Raw genomic sequence first — 15877 nt, 5'->3', positions numbered from 1 at the left:
CACCGCCACATTCTAAAGAAGAGCCTGAACGAAAGTTCAGGCTTTTTTTTGCCTAATCTGCAGAGGGGGGGATTCGAACCCCCGTCTAAATCGACAGCTTGCAAAAGCAAATTAGCCCGCGGATTTTGCTCAATTTTACTCTCTTAAAGATGCGGCCAACTCTTGATAACTGGCGATAAGCTGCTTCAGGTGCATTTCCGCTTGTGCTAATTGATGGGGTGGAACGTCACCATCTGATTGCTGCAACACGCGCAGTTCTTCTTCCAGTGGCACCGTTCCGTTGAACGCCTGCGTCATATCATAGACCGCTGTTTTCAGTTCGCTCACCGTCAGATACTTACCGCGCTTCTCGTCCAGTCCGTTCAGGCGCTGTGACAACATGTTGAGCTGCTCCATGCCCTGTTGCCATCCCTGCATCTTCTCAGCAGGCAGCGCTGCCGCCTTAATTTGCTTGTTCCAGCGTGCACTCATCGTTTTAACCGCATCCGAATCAGGCAACAACAGATTGGCCTGCACCACCAGTGCATTACCGTGCTGCAAACTCCAGGCTGGCGATACGCCCAGCAGCCAGCTCAGTTGCTGCTGCGTTTGCTCCAGCCATGCACCGTCGTTCAGCCATTCAGGTGGATTAGCCTGTAGTTTGGCAACCATTTCCGGTGTAAGCGGCGCAGGGATTGGAGATATAGAAGTCAGCAATGCCTGCTGCAACGGTGATTCCTGCTCAGTATTTTGCTTAACGAAATAGCAAGCGGCGGTGATAAGCGACACGCTTAGTAGCGTAGCGCCCACACCACTGATAAACGCGCGACGGCGCAGGTGCCTCACATCCGGTGCGGGCGTATCGTGAGCCGGCACATACACCCAACCGCTGGCTTCTGCATCCGCCAACGCCAGCACGGGCTTCTCAATCGAAACCACTTCAGGCAGCGCTGAAGCGGCATCAGACGTTGAGATATCGCAGCGCTCCAGCATCACCACCGCATTGCGAATGCGGTCCAGTAGCGGATCAATCTGGCTAAGCTGACGCAGTTTAAGACGCTGCAGGTGATCGCCAGCTTCGCTAAGCAAACGCGCCGCCTGGCTGAGCGCCGTTAAGTCAGATTCGGTTATCGTTTGCGTGCGCAGGAACTGCTGCAACCGACGGCTCAGTCCAGACAACAGTTCCATACGTGAATGCGTCGGCAGCGGCCATAGCGTCGACCATTCACGGGTGACCAATGCTACCAGCACCGCTAGGCCTTCGGCCATCCCTGCCGTTCCTGCCACGTGAGAGCGAGAAAGTGTATACCAAACTGCACTTTGCAATTCGACGCCGTTTTGTTCGAACAGCGTCAGACTGAGCGCAGAGACATGCGGCCAATCCACATCCGGACGCGCCGGATGCGTGAGTTTCTGCATTTCCTGACGCAGCGCAGCATATTCCGCAAACCCACGCGGATCGCCACCGGTTTTGACATAGCGAGGTTGAGATGAAGTCATTGCTGTGTTCCAAAAAGCCCTAATCAGGCTAAAAAGTTAAACAGATGCCCTGGCATCAAGGTATTGCTGTTGTTTCATGTGGCGGATCATCACGCGCCCTTCCGGCATAAATTCGGTGCCGAAGCGCACCAATCCGCCCTCTTTGAGTTCGGCATCAATGGCATACCGCAGCTCGCCGGGCATGCTCTGTTCCAGTAACACCACATCAATGCGCTTCAGGCGTGGCTCATATTTCAGCAGCACGCCGGAAAGTGTGTGCATCAACTGGTGTGCGGTGCCGGGCATGCCCTGCAGGATACGCGTCATATCGGGCAGGCCGTAATCCGGCAAATGTGCCAATGCCCCGGCACGGCTGTTGAGAATGCGCTGCATATTGTCCAGCACAGATAAAATGACCTGATTCTCTTCACTGACGGCGTCGAGTTCGAGGTCACCTTCAAAGTTGCCATATAGAATGTCATAGAGTGAAGGCGTCATGATTACTCCTTCTTCACGGCCAGCAAGGTCAACGTTCCGTCGCCCAGCTCAATAATGCGCGCCTTGTCGGGATCGAGGTCGTCGCGCGTCATCACCAGTCGCCATTTTTCATTCTGCTGGTCCGGCGACAGGAACATGCCCGCAATCGCCACAAACTGGGCGCTCTCTTCCATCGGCACATCGATACTCACTGACTCGCCGGGACGCACGCTCACCGATTTCTCCGCCACTAAATCGGCCTTAAGCGCCTGGCTGTCGGCAGCGAGCAGAGACGGATAATCGGAGGTATCAAACGCCTTACGGTCTTTAATTTGCCAGACGCGCACCACGGTGGTCAGTGCCGCGCCCTGCGCGTTGCGGTTAACACCTTCGCGTGCGACAAAGTCGAGATGCAGCGTTTTAATCTGCTTATAGAAAATGGCTTTGGTCATCGAAACAGTGCCGTCCGTCACTTTCTGCGTCAGCCCGCAGCCGCTGACGGCCAGCGCGAATATTATGGGGAGCAGGGTTTTACCAGCGGTAATCGCCTTCTTCATCGGTCTCAATCCTTGATGTGTTTAACCGGACTCGCTCATAGCGGCCGAGCTGAATAGTAATGACGTCTTTTATTTTTACACTCTGCTCCGCTAACTGCGGCAGCACGGCGGTGCGCCCCAGCTGCACAGCGCTGGCACTTTTGCAGCTTAGCTGCGCATCCGGCAGCAGCTGGCGCTCCACGCACAGCTCTAGCCGCGCATCTAGCTTCGCCCCGAGATAAACGTGCAGCATCGCCATAAAATCGCCGTGCAGTTGTCCGCCTGGCAGCCAGCCGCTCACTTCGTCGGGATTGCGCGTGAACAACCGTATCAGTACCTGACCGTTAACGTCGGTGGCGTGCGTGCCCATCACCGGCCGATTTTTCATGCTCACCGGCTGACGTACGCTCATCGCCAGTACGTTACGCTGCTCAATGCGTCGCGGCTCCCAGTGCATGACCTCCGCTCGCGTATCCGGTGCCAGCAGACTCACTAGCGAACTCACGCCCTCGCCGGTACGCCCCGGCAGCAGCATCACCGGTAGCAGCGCCAGAAACCGCGACACCGGCGTTGCCACATTTTCGGCGCACCCATTAATGCCCAGTCCGGCCAGCCCCAGCAGATACTGCGAGGTATTATCGCGGCCACCTTCTGCGAAGGTGGCCGGATAGGAATACTTGCGCCAGATGCGGTAGAACTGCGTGGTCAGACGGTGATTGAAGATGTCGAGGAAATCCTGCATCGCCTCGTGGCCATCGCGACGCTGGGCAATGTCATCGATATAACGCGTTGGCAGCGGCGATTCGGTGCCATATAACCCCATAAAATTGACGCGCACCGTCGGCGGCAAACCGGGACGGGCAGGATTTTCATAGCCGCGGATTTCGCCCGCCGGGAAGCCCATGCCCGGATGAGGACGGAAGCGCACCGGCTCATGGCGTACCTGCCAGCCGCTGCCGGGCACCGGTGCATCGGGTTCGCTCTGCTCAAGCAGCTGGCAGAAGCGGTAAAAGTTCATGTAAGGCAGCTGTTCACCCAACTGCGCGATTAGCCGGGCAGGCGCTGGCTGTGATTCTCTTTCCACCGGATGTATTTTCCTTCTGGCCGGATGATGAGGGAGAGCTGAATGAACTGATTCATGTCGGCGTACAGCGACAGGAAGCGGTTGAGCATCTCGCCGAAAAGGTTGATGTCGCCGTCACCGGTGAAACCGTTGCTGTCCAGAGTGATTTCCACCTCAAGACCACGCAGCAGATAACCGTTTTCAAAGCGCTGCAGACGGTGATGCTGCACGTCAAGAATGGCGTCGAGCTTGCGGTTACACAGCTCGTCATCCTGCCAGTTGTAGAGCGCCAGCGTGCCGCGTAGCACTTCTGCACTGCTCATCATATTGATGAAGCCAGAGCCGAGATGGCTCAGCACGCGCCAGTGAAAGCGATCTTCTGCCGGTGGATAAGCGGGCAGCGTTGGACGACATAGGTTGCGCACCGTCACCGGCGTCTGTAATACCTGTTCGCAGCGATCCAGCAGCGTGCTCTGCAGCGCCCGACGCGGTAGTTGACCGTTAGTGCCGGTGATGCGTAGCGACAGCGTGTCTTTCGCCAGCTCCTGACCCGCTTCCCATTGCTGGCCGCCGAGAATGAGCCAGGTATCATGTAGCCCGCTTACGCCTTTACGCACACGAGTATGGAAATAGCGCTCAGGTGCCTGTCGACGCATCATGCCGCCCTTGTGGCGGAAACTGGAGAACGGCACGTAATCCGCGCTGCCGCCAATGCCCGAACCGTTAACCGCATCCACCGCGTAGATTTCGGTATGCCCGTCCTGCAGTCGCTTCGGACGAAGCAGGTATTCGCTCTCCAGTCCGCTGACCGTTAACGGATCGGCCTCCAGCGTGAACAGGTTAATCACCGGCACGCAGTGCAGGCGCAGCGACTCGTCCGTCACCGGCAGATCGCTCTGCCACTGTGCGCTGAACACCACCTCAATATCGAAATACGTGAGGCCCGGCGGCAACGTAACGTTCTCCAGCCCGTTGAGATGAACAAAGCGGAATTTCTCCGGGAAGGTGAAGTATTCGAGCAGCAGTTGATAGCCACTGAAAGCGCTATCGCCCTTGGGCCACAGCCGATCCTCCTCGCCAAATCCGCCGGGGCTGAACCAGCCGTCGAGCCGCGCACGCTCTCCCTGACCCGCGAGGCGGATGTACAACGCCGCCTGACGACGCGTCAGCATCTGGTGCAGCGCATTGCCAACCGGCACGTCTTCGCCCAGCCAGAAGCGCAGGCGGCTCAAATCGGTCTGATACCAGTCGGCCTGACCGCTGCTGTTGATGCGGATACGCAGCAGCGACCGCCCGTCCGGCTCGGTTGCCATTGTCACGCCAGCGACTTCCAGCGGATTCAGCGTCAGCGCCTGCGTGGTGCGGTAGCGGCATACGGTATTTTTCGGGCCAACCGGACGCGAATAGACCTCCAGTCCGGCTGGCGCCACCTCCGCCATTTTCATTTTTGGCAGGTCTGGTGTCAGCGCCACCACCGACAGCGACGGAATGGTGCGCAAGTAGTGCGGCCACAGCATGCTGACCAGCCCTTCAGTCAGTTCCGGCAGATCGTCATCAATTTTCTGACGCAGGCGACCGACGGAAAAGGCAAAGCCCTCCAGCAGACGTTCAACAAAAGGGTCTGGCGCGCCAGCCCGGTCAAGGTTAAGCATCGCAGCGCGATCAGGATGCGTAGCCGCGAATTCCTTCGCGGCATCACGCAGGTAGCGCATTTCGGTATCGTAATAGCGCAGAGTTAGGTCTTTCATAGTTAGGCCATGAGTTGTTGCGTTAAGTATTAGAGTTATGGTCTTTAGCTGGAGTGATTAGAGTGGCCCACAATTGCTCGGTTTCTAATCCCGTTCCACTAAGCATGATCTGTGGACCTTCATTCAAGGATGTACTGGCGCAAGCGATAGTAAGCCAGCATGCAGCAGGCCCCGGATAACCCAACGTGCTGTTAATGTCGTGCAGATCCTGTCCAATATTGAGCGGTAACGATAGCGCCTTAAGAGCCATTGCCACCCTCTGCTGCCATGAAGAATGTACGCCAACCAACCATCCACTTTTGATTTGTTCAGTCGTGGCATCTCCCCACAGCGCAGCATGTTGCACCGCATAGTGCAGATCCTCCTCAGTCACACTGTAAGCCTGTTCAGGTCGATGCAATTGCGCTAGCGGTTTGGGGGAATCTGGCAAACCCGGATTTGCCAGCAGTAAATAAACTAGCGATTCAGCCGTTGCTTCCAGCTGTGCAGGGGCAAAGTTGACGGCTAAAACCAAAAACAAAGAGGCTTTATTACTGCGATGATCCAACCACTCATCGATGACTTGAAGCCCTGAGCCATGCAGCCATTCAATCTCTTGCTGGATGTGAGCAACGTTAAAATGTTGCTGCCACATTTTCTGAATATTGATATCCGGCAAGCCGATGTGATTTTCCAGTAGTAGATGCAGCGGTAAATCAGATGGAAACGATGCTAACGTCTTACTCAATTGATTAATTGTTGCGGTCATTACTTGGTTAAGTATTTGCTCAGGCGATTGATCAGGCGCAGCAGTTAACCGGCTATGTCTAATACCACGTTCGCTTTGCCATGAAGGCTGGGTTTTCAGTGCCTGCTGTTTTTGTTGGATCGCCTGCCATTGTTTCTTACCATCCGGATCATCAGGAAAACGCAGTGCAGTATGAAGGCTGACGTCTAAGATGTTGAGGTAGCGCTGACCCAACTGCACTTGTTGCTGAATAGCCATTTCTCTTTTAGCATTCAGTTTGTCAACTGTTGCAATATCACCGGAATAATAAACCATTCGGAGGACTGACAGCGTGAACCAAATAGCGGCTGGGATCACTAATGCCTTTTCCCAAAAGGCTTCAGCATCAATGGATTTATTTTCCAAATTAACTGACATTTGATAAGCGGTGCCAGATACCAAAAACAGAGCGAGTAATAATAGCCAGAACCACCATCTTGGCAATTCGGGCTGTTTGAGCGCAGTAGGTACCTGCCTGAGGTTGATTGCCATAATTACTCTGCCACAGCTTGTGTAAGGCTGGAGATTAATTCACAACCACACGCACACCGATGCCCCTGAAATGCCACCGGCACACCATTATCATTAAAAGTGGCATGGCCTTCGGCAATGAAATTTTTACCGTGACCAATAATAGGACAAATAACCACATCCCCTTTACGTGCTGCGCCGACACCAGAAAATTTCATTGTGCTTGAACCTTCCAGCACCGTACCACCACCAGTATGGCTGTCGCCTAAACGGATAATTCCTTTCATTAAATCACTCCTTTAAACTGAGAAAACCCCAACATTTTTTTAGCGGCAATACATTTAAATAAAACAAACCCTAAAATTTAAACCTCAGCAATTAAACGCCACGCCATCATTTTCTCTTCAATCACAATTTTGTCCTCAAATGGCCAGGGACGAGTGACCACACGCCGTACTCTGTCAGTTGGCAGAATATTCCCCTGATTAAAACGCACTATCCTCTGAGTATTCAGGCTGTTGTAATCCCACCATTCCATTTCCCAATATCCAGTAACGGGACACACTTCACCATTACGGCACGACAGCTTGATAGAATCATCACGAACAAAATGTGGAGACTCCGGTAATGGTTTGCCAGTAGCAGGATCAAGTTGCTTGTCTCGCGCCATTTGATTAATCAGTGCTTCACTGGGCTTTTCAGGTGGAATATTGGCTTCTCGTTCTTCCAGCCATTTTAACTTTCCATCCCAGGCAGGTAGCGGAGCTGGCGGAAGCGGCACTATTTCATTTATTTCTGGAACTTTGGGATTAGCATACGAGTAACGGGATAAAACTTTCTTAATATCATGATAACGTCGAGATCGTTCTTTATCTTCCTTTAAACTCAAATAATAAATATCATTTTTTTTATCAATCCCATCAAAGCCATTGGATAAATAACTAGCCGAACTTGAATCCCCAGCAGCCACCCCCAATTGAAATAACTCTATTGCACTATCAAATTCACCACTTATTTTATAATTAATAGCCAAAGCGTTTGCAGCATTACCTTCTCCTTGTTCAGCAGCGCAACGACGCAATTTTCGACTAATGCTTGGTGCCATTTTTAGTGGGGCAAGCTTATAACCTATATAAGCCTGAGCTTGTGGGTTACCTTCATCCGCAGCTTTGCGCATATAACGTAAACCCATATCGGTGTCTTGCTGAAGACCTGCAGCTCCATGTTCCAAAAAGAGAGCTATAAAATAATATCCAGCACCAACCTTTTCATCAATTAGTTGCTGACTTAAACCCAACTTCTCTTGATCAAGAAGAAAAAACTGACCTTTTAAAGAACCATTTAGCAAATTGATAATAGCTTTAGCATTGCCATTTCCTGCTGCTATGCGGTACAAGCGCTCTATTTCAGCATATACAACTTCATCCTGTTTAAGTTGGTTGTTTTTTTGTAACCAGCGAGCGTAGTCAAACAATAATTTTGCTTCAGATTTTCCATCACTCAAAGTCTGATGCTTACAGAGAAAGTCTAAATCTAAATTACCCTTTGTTAAATTATTCATGGCATAGCTCTTTTTTAATAAGGATTCATCATCCAGTTCAAAAGCAAAAAGCAGAAAAGCAATAATCATTAAAAACTTCATATTTAGTCCAAGTCACTAGATTTTGCACTTTCATATAAAAAAGGAATAATAGAAGCTCTAGGCGAATTCTCCACATCCATTAACCCTTGATTTTCTTTTATCAGATCATCCCAGTTGTCAAAAGCAATTCCGGGATCATCCTGCCCACCCAAATTATTTGTATGCAAATTCCACAACCGCTTACGCATAGCCTTAGTTACTGATGCATTACAATGTGCAATGTTCATTTCACTATCTACCTGCATACTGCGGGTATTGATATTAGCTGAACCATGAGTGGTGAAAACATCATTTATAATCATCAGCTTTGAGTGAATGTATACAGGCATCCAGTTATTAGCTTCTGAATCAGGAGCCACCAGTGAACAGACATGGATTTTTAATCCAGGATGTTCAACAGGAAGAACAACACTGTTCTCTATTTCCTTTTCTTTGGCCCTGAGTTCTGCCTCTTTCTCTTTTCTTTCCTTAATATATTTCATTTTCTCATCGAGAGAAGCATCAATTGAGGGTGGAGCTAGCATCTCATTTCGTAACGCTTCCTTACGTCTTAGCTTAGTGAGTTCAGGTACGGAATTCGCACGTCCCAGGCTTTCCAGCATGCGTTGCGTATTAACTGTACCGGCTCCAATACCGCCATCAGTCACATTAGTGGTAACAAAAACATAAAGCGAGCCGTGTTTGCCCGGATCTCGCCCTCCTCGAGTCTGATCTGCTGCTACTTTCTTAATCAATTCTGCCAGTGGCGGCCAGCGGAAATACTGGTTTTCAATATAGATAAACTGTGTGGCGTTATTTGTTGCCTGTAAATAGAGTTTCTCAATATCACGCTTACCTACCTGCGCCTGGGTGCGCAGCAATTGCGCCATTATTGGTGTGCCAAGTAATTTTTGTGGCCGCATGTTTTTAGCCGCCTCATTAGCATTGCGCTGCCACAAGAGATTCTGTCCGGTTTCTTTCTGCCAGGCAGTCGCGAAATTATGATGTAAATGCTCAAGAATTGGTCCGGTTACCCGACTGGAAATATCCTGCCGTGGCAGAGCACCGGTCGCGCCTTTATTCGGTTCGGGTGCATTAGCACCCCGATTTCTGGCTGAGTGTGCATCAGTATCCCAGTATTCATCCAGCATGTTATGTCCCATCACAAAACCCACTGCTCTCTCCGGCAGTTCATAATCCACTATTACGGTTTTTTGATGATGAGTGACAGTTCCTGCCATAGTAGCAATCGTAGAGTTGCTCAGGTTTTTATCAAGAGCTTTAAATTTTGCCTGGTATGCAATTTCAGCACGATCCCTCGCATTAAAACCACGGCTAACAAAATGAGGAAAAGGGTAAAGTTTCTCAAGTGTGGTTTCTTTTCCCCGGACTATTTCTTTCATGGTATTAAAGCGCGCAGAGGTTTTAAACCACCAGCAGTCAAAATCAAATTGTGTATCGGTAGAAGTCTGACCTGCGCGGTTTCTTACTATCGGCAAAAACTTTCCAGGTAAATTTGCTTCATCACCAAATCCGGCGGTATTAAACGGCATTTCCCAACCCAGAATCCTGACTTCCACTCCACGCTTTTCAGCAATATCAATCAATAATTGCCCAATACAGGGCGCTTTGCCATCACGCACAAAATACATCGAAGGCTGAAAACCCCAGCAAATAATATCCACCGATTTGCGCGCATTTTCGATGGCATGATGCACCGCACCAAATGCTTCCTCACCATTAATCAACGGATAATAGGTTGCTGGTAAGGGTTGGTATTCGCTGCCCTGTACAAACCACGGCGGTGTAATCACACATTGCTGGGTTATATCGGTTGCAATAGGTGAAACGATATCTGACTGACTCATGCGTCTTTTTCCCTGTCATTAATACCATCAAGTAATGCGGCATAGAGCGAGCGGTGCTCGGTGTGCGAATCCGGAGCATTAATTTCATCTGCAGTTTGCGAGTGATGATGATGAATGCCGCGATTTGCCAGAACGCCTTGCTCGGGATTGCGATAATTGGCGGCGACCGGAATCTGGAAGCTGACTCCGTTTGCCATTACCAAGCGATAAGCTTTTGTCACGGTTTGATGTTCAACCGGTAAATTGCCGGTGTTATCCAGCACGCCCTGTTTTATCGCTGCTCCATCGGCGTACAACGTATACGGCATGCCAGCCCAGCTTCCGGCTTCTGCGTCAGGTGACATGGGTACTTTAAGATTCAATAATTGCTTAGCACTGGATTGGATTTCGGGATATTCGGGGTGCTCTGCCGTCATACTCGCCGGTCCGCTATAGGCGAAATCTGCTGATTTCACCGCAAAGTCACCATCGGTGCCCAACTCAATTTTGCACGGGTCCAGCGTGATGTAGCTTCCCCCGGCATTCAGCACGATTTTCTTTTTAGCAATGATATGAATTTCATCTTCGGTGCTGGTAATTTCCAGTCCTTGCCTTGCAAGCAACTGCAATTGATCGTTCTGCGCCTGAATCGAAACCGGCCCCTGATTCGCTAATAGCTTGATACCCATACTGCGCACAAATACATTCAGTCCCTCGCCCACACCGATAAACATGCGTTTGAGGATGCCTACATCAGCGTCTGCTCCCGCCGTGGCAATTAAATTCTTTGCCGCCGCAAGCTGTAAATGTTTACCGCTAGTCAACGCGATTCCCTGCGGCGCACTAAGCATTGCGACTGCTTGCTTGAGCTGTTCTAACTCTTCGCGCATGAAATTGAGTTGAGTTTCCACTTGCGCAGGTTCTGCGCCTGCGGCTTTTCCATCATCAGCTAACTGCTGCATTTGATTGCCTGCATTGTGCAAGCGGTTAAGTGCATCCTGCATCTCAAGCACTTCTGCACCGGCGGCAGGCTGCTTGTCTGCGCTGATAAAAATACCATTTCCGGCACGAATCCCGCCCCACTTGTCCGTGCGCAGTTCAAAACCTTCACCGCGTTTGGCTCTCGAGGAATCAACCAGGTGCCCCAGGCTTAGCTGTGATTTACCACCATATTCGGTGCTGAGTTTGATGTGTTCTTCATCGCGCTTATCTTCCATGCGCAGTTTGTTTAAACCTGCTGTGCGGATAACGTTGCGTGTGCTGTTCTTTTCGGTGACGTGATCGACATGGCGCGAATCATGAAGCGCGTGAGCAATATAAGGCTGGTCGGGATCACCTTCGCGGAAGGCTATCGCCACTTCCGTTCCCTGAATCAGCGGGAAGTGGAAGCCATACATATCGCCGCCATAAGGTTTGGCGAGTCGCACTGGCATGCCCTCCTGACCGCGATCTTTGCTCTCTTCATCCGCATCAAACACCACACGATAAAGACCTGAAGCGTCCTGCCAGGCGTAGATATCATTATCTTTTGCGCTAGTGACTCGCGCTGTCATGGTGCCGCTGACTTTAGGGCGTGCAAGCATTGCTGGACGCCAGCAAATTGTTTCACTGTATGGCACGGCGCCAATCGTCACTCGCATGGCTGATTCCCGACTGGCAACGAACTTCAACTTTATAATTACCAGTGGGTTATGCAGTAACTCTGGCAAGGTTGAAGGAACACTATTGTCGGTTATTATCAGCGTTTGCCCAGCAGCCAGAGAGGGATCGGTGCTTATTCCTGTAATGGATGTTTGGCTAGCGAGGAAGCGTTCATGATCCAAACGTGCATAGAAGTTGGCGGTTTCTGCAGATGGTATGTACTTGTCACCAGATTGTGGATGGCGAGGTCGATAATGATAAACCTTGCCATAATTAGTTTCATCGCCATCGCCCCGTGTCATATCCGCTTCCGCAGACCGTAAAATATATTGCGCCTCACGATGGTTATAATCTTTAGCGGATACGCTAGCTTCCACAACCTGATGATTAAGATTTAATTCCCAGATAGAATCTTTTCCGCCATCACCCATACCTGAAGGGCTGTTAAGCGGCAGCGATTTGACAGTATTAAACGCCACCTGACTGTCACCAAAATGGATAACTTCAGTGCGCGCATCCTCCTGTAAGCGAAAGTAGAAAAAAATTCCTACTTCAGCCAGTAAACGTTGAATGAATTTTAGATCGCTTTCCTGGTACTGATTAATTTGTTCGCGCTTTGGATAGCTTTGCTTCAGGGTAAATTGGTATTGCCAGGCTTCCAGACCATGTTCAGTAAGTATTTTCGTTACCACTTCAGGCACTGATTTGTTGACGAAAAATCGATGACTGTGGAATTGTTTATCTAGCAGTGAAACAAATGGCTCAATAATAATTTCATAACTTACTTGATCGCGTGAACCTTGCAATCGCCGAAAGTAAGTTATCACTCCGTGTATGACTTTAACTATTTTTTCAGGCAATACCGATTTCAGCTCATCTGATGGAGCTTGCATATTTAACCAGACTTTTTTCCGCAGCATCTGCTGAGGCTGTATGTCGCCAGCATCGCTGGTGAAACGAACTGTGTAACGATACAGTTCGCTCATTTCCTCCTTTCCCTCAATCTCTTCAACATCAGTACTAAAGGTGCTGCCCGGTAAATCGAGATAATAGCGATTTAATGAGACCGACAAAACTTTCTGTAGAATACTGGATGTGTTCATCATGTCCTCCATGATGTAAGGATACTGATAATTTAGTTAAATCGTGAATCTTAAAAATATTACACAGAGCTCTGATTATTTATTCAGAGATAAACCGGATGCGGATGGAGCGAAGGCTTACTGCATAGGTATAATAAAAACAGACTTACAGGAAATAAAAAACACTTCCTATAAACAGGAAGCCAAACCACCAGCCTGAGCGGCCAATATCGTGCATGCGTCGAATTCCCAGCGACATAAAAGGAAAAATAATGATTACGCTGAAAAATGACATAACAGACGCAAGACCAATTCCCCTAAACATAATCACCCACAAATCAACCCATATATGTAAAACAAGAAGCACAGCGCCTGCAAATAAAAAAGGCAGTGTACTGACCAGAATAAATGACCAGAATTCCTTGCACGTGGCGCATCCTTTATAATCGAATGTTTTACGCCAGGCTCTGGCGTAACATTCCGCTAAGCGGTCGTTCATCATTTAATCCCTAACAGTTAACCCAACTATCGGATCCGGCGCGCCATCCCGATAAAGCTTGAGCATCGCAGCGCGATCAGGATGCGTAGCCGCGAATTCCTTCGCGGCATCACGCAGGTAGCGCAGGGTGAGATCTTTCATTACGTCGATCTGATTGTTTTTTTATTGCGTTAATGTGGAAGCGGTGATGGTCTTACTGAAGGTTTGCAACACAAATATGTCAGGTAAAAAATAACGCTCAAATTCAATACGAGACTTGCCCAAATCGATATAGAGAGTGCAATATCCCATGAAAAATGATTTGCAATACTGCTGACCAGAGCACCAAGGAATGAGGAATAATAAAAATATTGCTGAGTAGCAGGCTACTAAACCACCAGCCACTCCGGCCAATATCATGCATTCTTCTTACGCCCAAAGACATAACAGGGATGATAAGGATGCTTATAAATAAAAGTTGAAGAGAAAACCCCATCGAAAGGAACAATAAAACATCAACTATGCCACTTCCGGTCAGAGTCAGCATTCCAGTTAATGCAGAATAAAAATTGAGAAAGATTAAATTAACCAGAATGAAAACCCAAAATTCTTTCCGAGTCGCATATCCTCTATAGTTAAAGGTGTTGCGCCAGCCAGAAATGTAACATCGAACAATGATTTTGAACACCTCAAACCTCACTTATTGAAATAATGCATATAATTAAAACCTATAATCATTGCATCGCATAAATCAAATAAAGAGGACTGAGAATGACATCACCTATCAAAGTAACAGGTGTCATTGCAAGGTTGAATGCCAGCTTTCCAGCATCAATGTTACTGGACAAATAATCAGAGTAAAAACGGACTTGATAACTATCATTTAGAGATGAAGCATCCGAGAATGAATTTCCTAAGCGCTGTCTGTTTATGATAATTCCTTCGATGCTTACCAGTCGATGATAGTAACCATTAGTAGATTTAAAGCCATTGCTTTCCAGCAATGTTTTTTGCGATGCCGTTAATTCAGCCACAGACTGTCTGGTCATGACATTCATTACTTGCTTAAAGGCAGCATTAACATTTTTATCATAATAGCTATTCACGCTGATATTTATGTATTCCTCATGATCATTCATTTTCAATGGGATATTTTTGATGATCGCATCTAAGGCAAGCAACTCATTACCATTAACTGTCACGAAGTAAATATTTTTCTCACCCACAAATCCAACACCATTTTCTGGAAGTCTGATGAAGTCCTTTTTATCTTTCCCCCCACTTACTGTCAGGCTTATGTTGTTATATTTAAATATGCCATTAACCCTGTCTGCGATTTTTATTTCTCGGTTATATCCTTTTGATTGATAGTCATTTAAAGTCCATAAGAGCTGAGTGCAACCGGTTAATAAACACACCATAACCAGAGCGAGTACACGAATAGATAACATTGCAATATCCTTTTGAATTATTAACCCAACAGCACCACAGCTCGCGCCGCATCAATATTCACCAACCCGGCCAACAGTTGTTCCATTTCCGGCTGCATTCGTGCTTTATCCGCTTCACTGCGCCCGGCGCGAGCGCGCAGCAGTTTTAGCCGCCTCGATTTCACTTCAAACAGCAGCGATGGTTCCCACTGGCCAAGCGTCATGTCATCTGCGCTGCTATCAAGTCCGCTAAGTAGATGTAACGCCATTTCCTGACGTCCGAACTGCTCGGCGACGCGCGCCATCAGCAGGCGCAGCAGCCACTGCTGACGCGGTGAAGCATTTCCCGGTCGTTGCTGCAGCCAGTTCAGCGCGGTTTCAATGCCTTCACGGTCAGCCAGTTCCACCGCTTCGCTTTCCAGTTGCAGGATGTCATCCTCATTGCTGGCACCAGCTGACGCTGACGACCCTTCGCCCCAACCGGGTTCGGTGTTCATCACCTGCTGCTGTATCCAGCCGAGCGTCACCTCATCGGCAAACGGCGTACCGTCGCTGAACGCCAGCGTTTCCAGCCCGGTCAGGCGCGACAACAGTCCTTTAAGATCGTCCTGCACGATGGCGGCAAGCGTGGTGTTGCCGGCGCGCGTCAGCGCCTGATGGATGTACCACTGCAGGTCAAGCCAGAAATGGTTACCACCACGCGAAAACAGGCTGTCGGCCTGCTCGGTCAGTTCCTGCCAGCTCTGCTGCAGCCAAAGACGTTTAAGCTGAGCGCGCTGGTCGGCCTTAGGCGGTTCGATACGGCTTTTGCCGTCGCCGGAAAGCGGCGGCAGTTGCAGCAGCGTATCGTGGCGCAGGGATTTCATCAGACGGTGCGCAGCAAGCCAGCCGCCGGGTTGATCACGCAGGTATTTCGACAGCGTGCGCGCCTGATCCAGCAGCTCGCGTCCGGAGGCTATCGCCCCCATCTGTGGCACAGCCGGACCGCTGGTTTGATGCTTATCCCCTTCACCCGCGGCCTGTGGCACCACCGCATCGGGACCACCCGCTTTGAGCAGACGATTTTCCAGTGCTGCATACAAACTGCCCAGACCGGCACCGCCGTGCTCCAGGCTCGCGTCTTCAATCAGCAGCAACGCGCCTGCGGTTCGCAACGCATCCTGCTTAGTGACTTCAGGATAGAGTGAAAGCGTGTCGAGCATGCGCGAACCGGCGGGCCAGCGCAGCGCCGCTTCACGGCTGCGCGCGCGTTGTGGATG

Annotated in this window: 14 protein-coding genes and 1 pseudogene; all 15 read right to left on the bottom strand. The window is 49.8% G+C overall.

From position 1 onward, the window contains the following. Positions 1-135: 135 nt before the first annotated feature. Complete coding sequence (locus tag RTM06_RS16955; protein WP_312183739.1) at positions 136-1479, bottom strand: VasL domain-containing protein; 1344 nt, start codon at positions 1477-1479, stop codon at positions 136-138. A gap of 36 nt (positions 1480-1515) precedes the next feature. After that, positions 1516-1956, bottom strand: a complete 441-nt coding sequence (gene tssE / locus RTM06_RS16950) for a type VI secretion system baseplate subunit TssE (RefSeq protein ID WP_061718496.1) — start codon at positions 1954-1956, stop codon at positions 1516-1518. 2 nt (positions 1957-1958) lie between these two features. Further along, a complete protein-coding gene (tssJ, locus tag RTM06_RS16945; protein ID WP_265297685.1) occupies positions 1959-2492 on the bottom strand; it encodes a type VI secretion system lipoprotein TssJ in 534 nt (177 codons plus the stop codon). Further along, a complete protein-coding gene (gene tssG / locus RTM06_RS16940; protein WP_265297683.1) occupies positions 2467-3564 on the bottom strand; it encodes a type VI secretion system baseplate subunit TssG in 1098 nt (365 codons plus the stop codon). Before tssG ends, tssJ begins: the two co-directional genes overlap by 26 nt. Next, positions 3519-5282, bottom strand: a complete 1764-nt coding sequence (gene tssF, locus RTM06_RS16935) for a type VI secretion system baseplate subunit TssF (protein ID WP_312183736.1) — start codon at positions 5280-5282, stop codon at positions 3519-3521. The genes tssG and tssF overlap by 46 nt, the downstream gene beginning before the upstream one ends. A gap of 22 nt (positions 5283-5304) precedes the next feature. After that, complete coding sequence (locus RTM06_RS16930; protein ID WP_312183734.1) at positions 5305-6540, bottom strand: hypothetical protein; 1236 nt, start codon at positions 6538-6540, stop codon at positions 5305-5307. 2 nt (positions 6541-6542) lie between these two features. Then, entirely contained in the window at positions 6543-6806 is a 264-nt protein-coding gene (locus RTM06_RS16925; protein ID WP_312183732.1) for a PAAR domain-containing protein, read from the bottom strand. A 77-nt stretch (positions 6807-6883) separates the two neighbouring features. Continuing rightward, entirely contained in the window at positions 6884-8161 is a 1278-nt protein-coding gene (locus RTM06_RS16920; protein ID WP_312183730.1) for a DUF6396 domain-containing protein, read from the bottom strand. A 2-nt stretch (positions 8162-8163) separates the two neighbouring features. After that, the gene (locus tag RTM06_RS16915) at positions 8164-10008 is read right to left on the bottom strand and encodes a phospholipase D-like domain-containing protein (RefSeq protein WP_312183729.1); all 1845 of its coding nucleotides are present in this window, start codon (positions 10006-10008) and stop codon (positions 8164-8166) included. Further along, positions 10005-12734 carry a type VI secretion system tip protein VgrG gene (locus tag RTM06_RS16910; protein WP_312183727.1) on the bottom strand — a complete coding sequence of 910 codons (2730 nt, stop codon included), beginning with the start codon at positions 12732-12734 and terminating at the stop codon, positions 10005-10007. The genes RTM06_RS16915 and RTM06_RS16910 overlap by 4 nt, the downstream gene beginning before the upstream one ends. A 142-nt stretch (positions 12735-12876) precedes the next feature. After that, positions 12877-13212, bottom strand: a complete 336-nt coding sequence (locus RTM06_RS16905) for a DUF805 domain-containing protein (protein ID WP_312183725.1) — start codon at positions 13210-13212, stop codon at positions 12877-12879. A gap of 21 nt (positions 13213-13233) precedes the next feature. After that, positions 13234-13350: pseudogene (locus RTM06_RS16900) on the bottom strand (type VI secretion system baseplate subunit TssF); the annotation flags it as partial. Positions 13351-13453: 103 nt separating this feature from the next. Continuing rightward, positions 13454-13876 carry a DUF805 domain-containing protein gene (locus RTM06_RS22795; protein WP_409455812.1) on the bottom strand — a complete coding sequence of 141 codons (423 nt, stop codon included), beginning with the start codon at positions 13874-13876 and terminating at the stop codon, positions 13454-13456. A 46-nt stretch (positions 13877-13922) separates the two neighbouring features. Beyond that, complete coding sequence (locus RTM06_RS16895) at positions 13923-14639, bottom strand: hypothetical protein (RefSeq protein ID WP_312183721.1); 717 nt, start codon at positions 14637-14639, stop codon at positions 13923-13925. A 20-nt stretch (positions 14640-14659) separates the two neighbouring features. After that, positions 14660-15877, bottom strand: a 1218-nt coding sequence (gene tssA, locus RTM06_RS16890) for a type VI secretion system protein TssA (RefSeq protein WP_312183720.1), incomplete at its 5' end; no start/stop codon positions are given.

Source organism: Pantoea sp. CTOTU46764, from assembly GCF_031974595.1.
Classification (GTDB): domain Bacteria; phylum Pseudomonadota; class Gammaproteobacteria; order Enterobacterales; family Enterobacteriaceae; genus Pantoea; species Pantoea trifolii.
The sequence above is the reverse complement of the archived record's forward strand: the minus strand, read 5'-3'. Positions and strand labels throughout refer to the sequence as shown.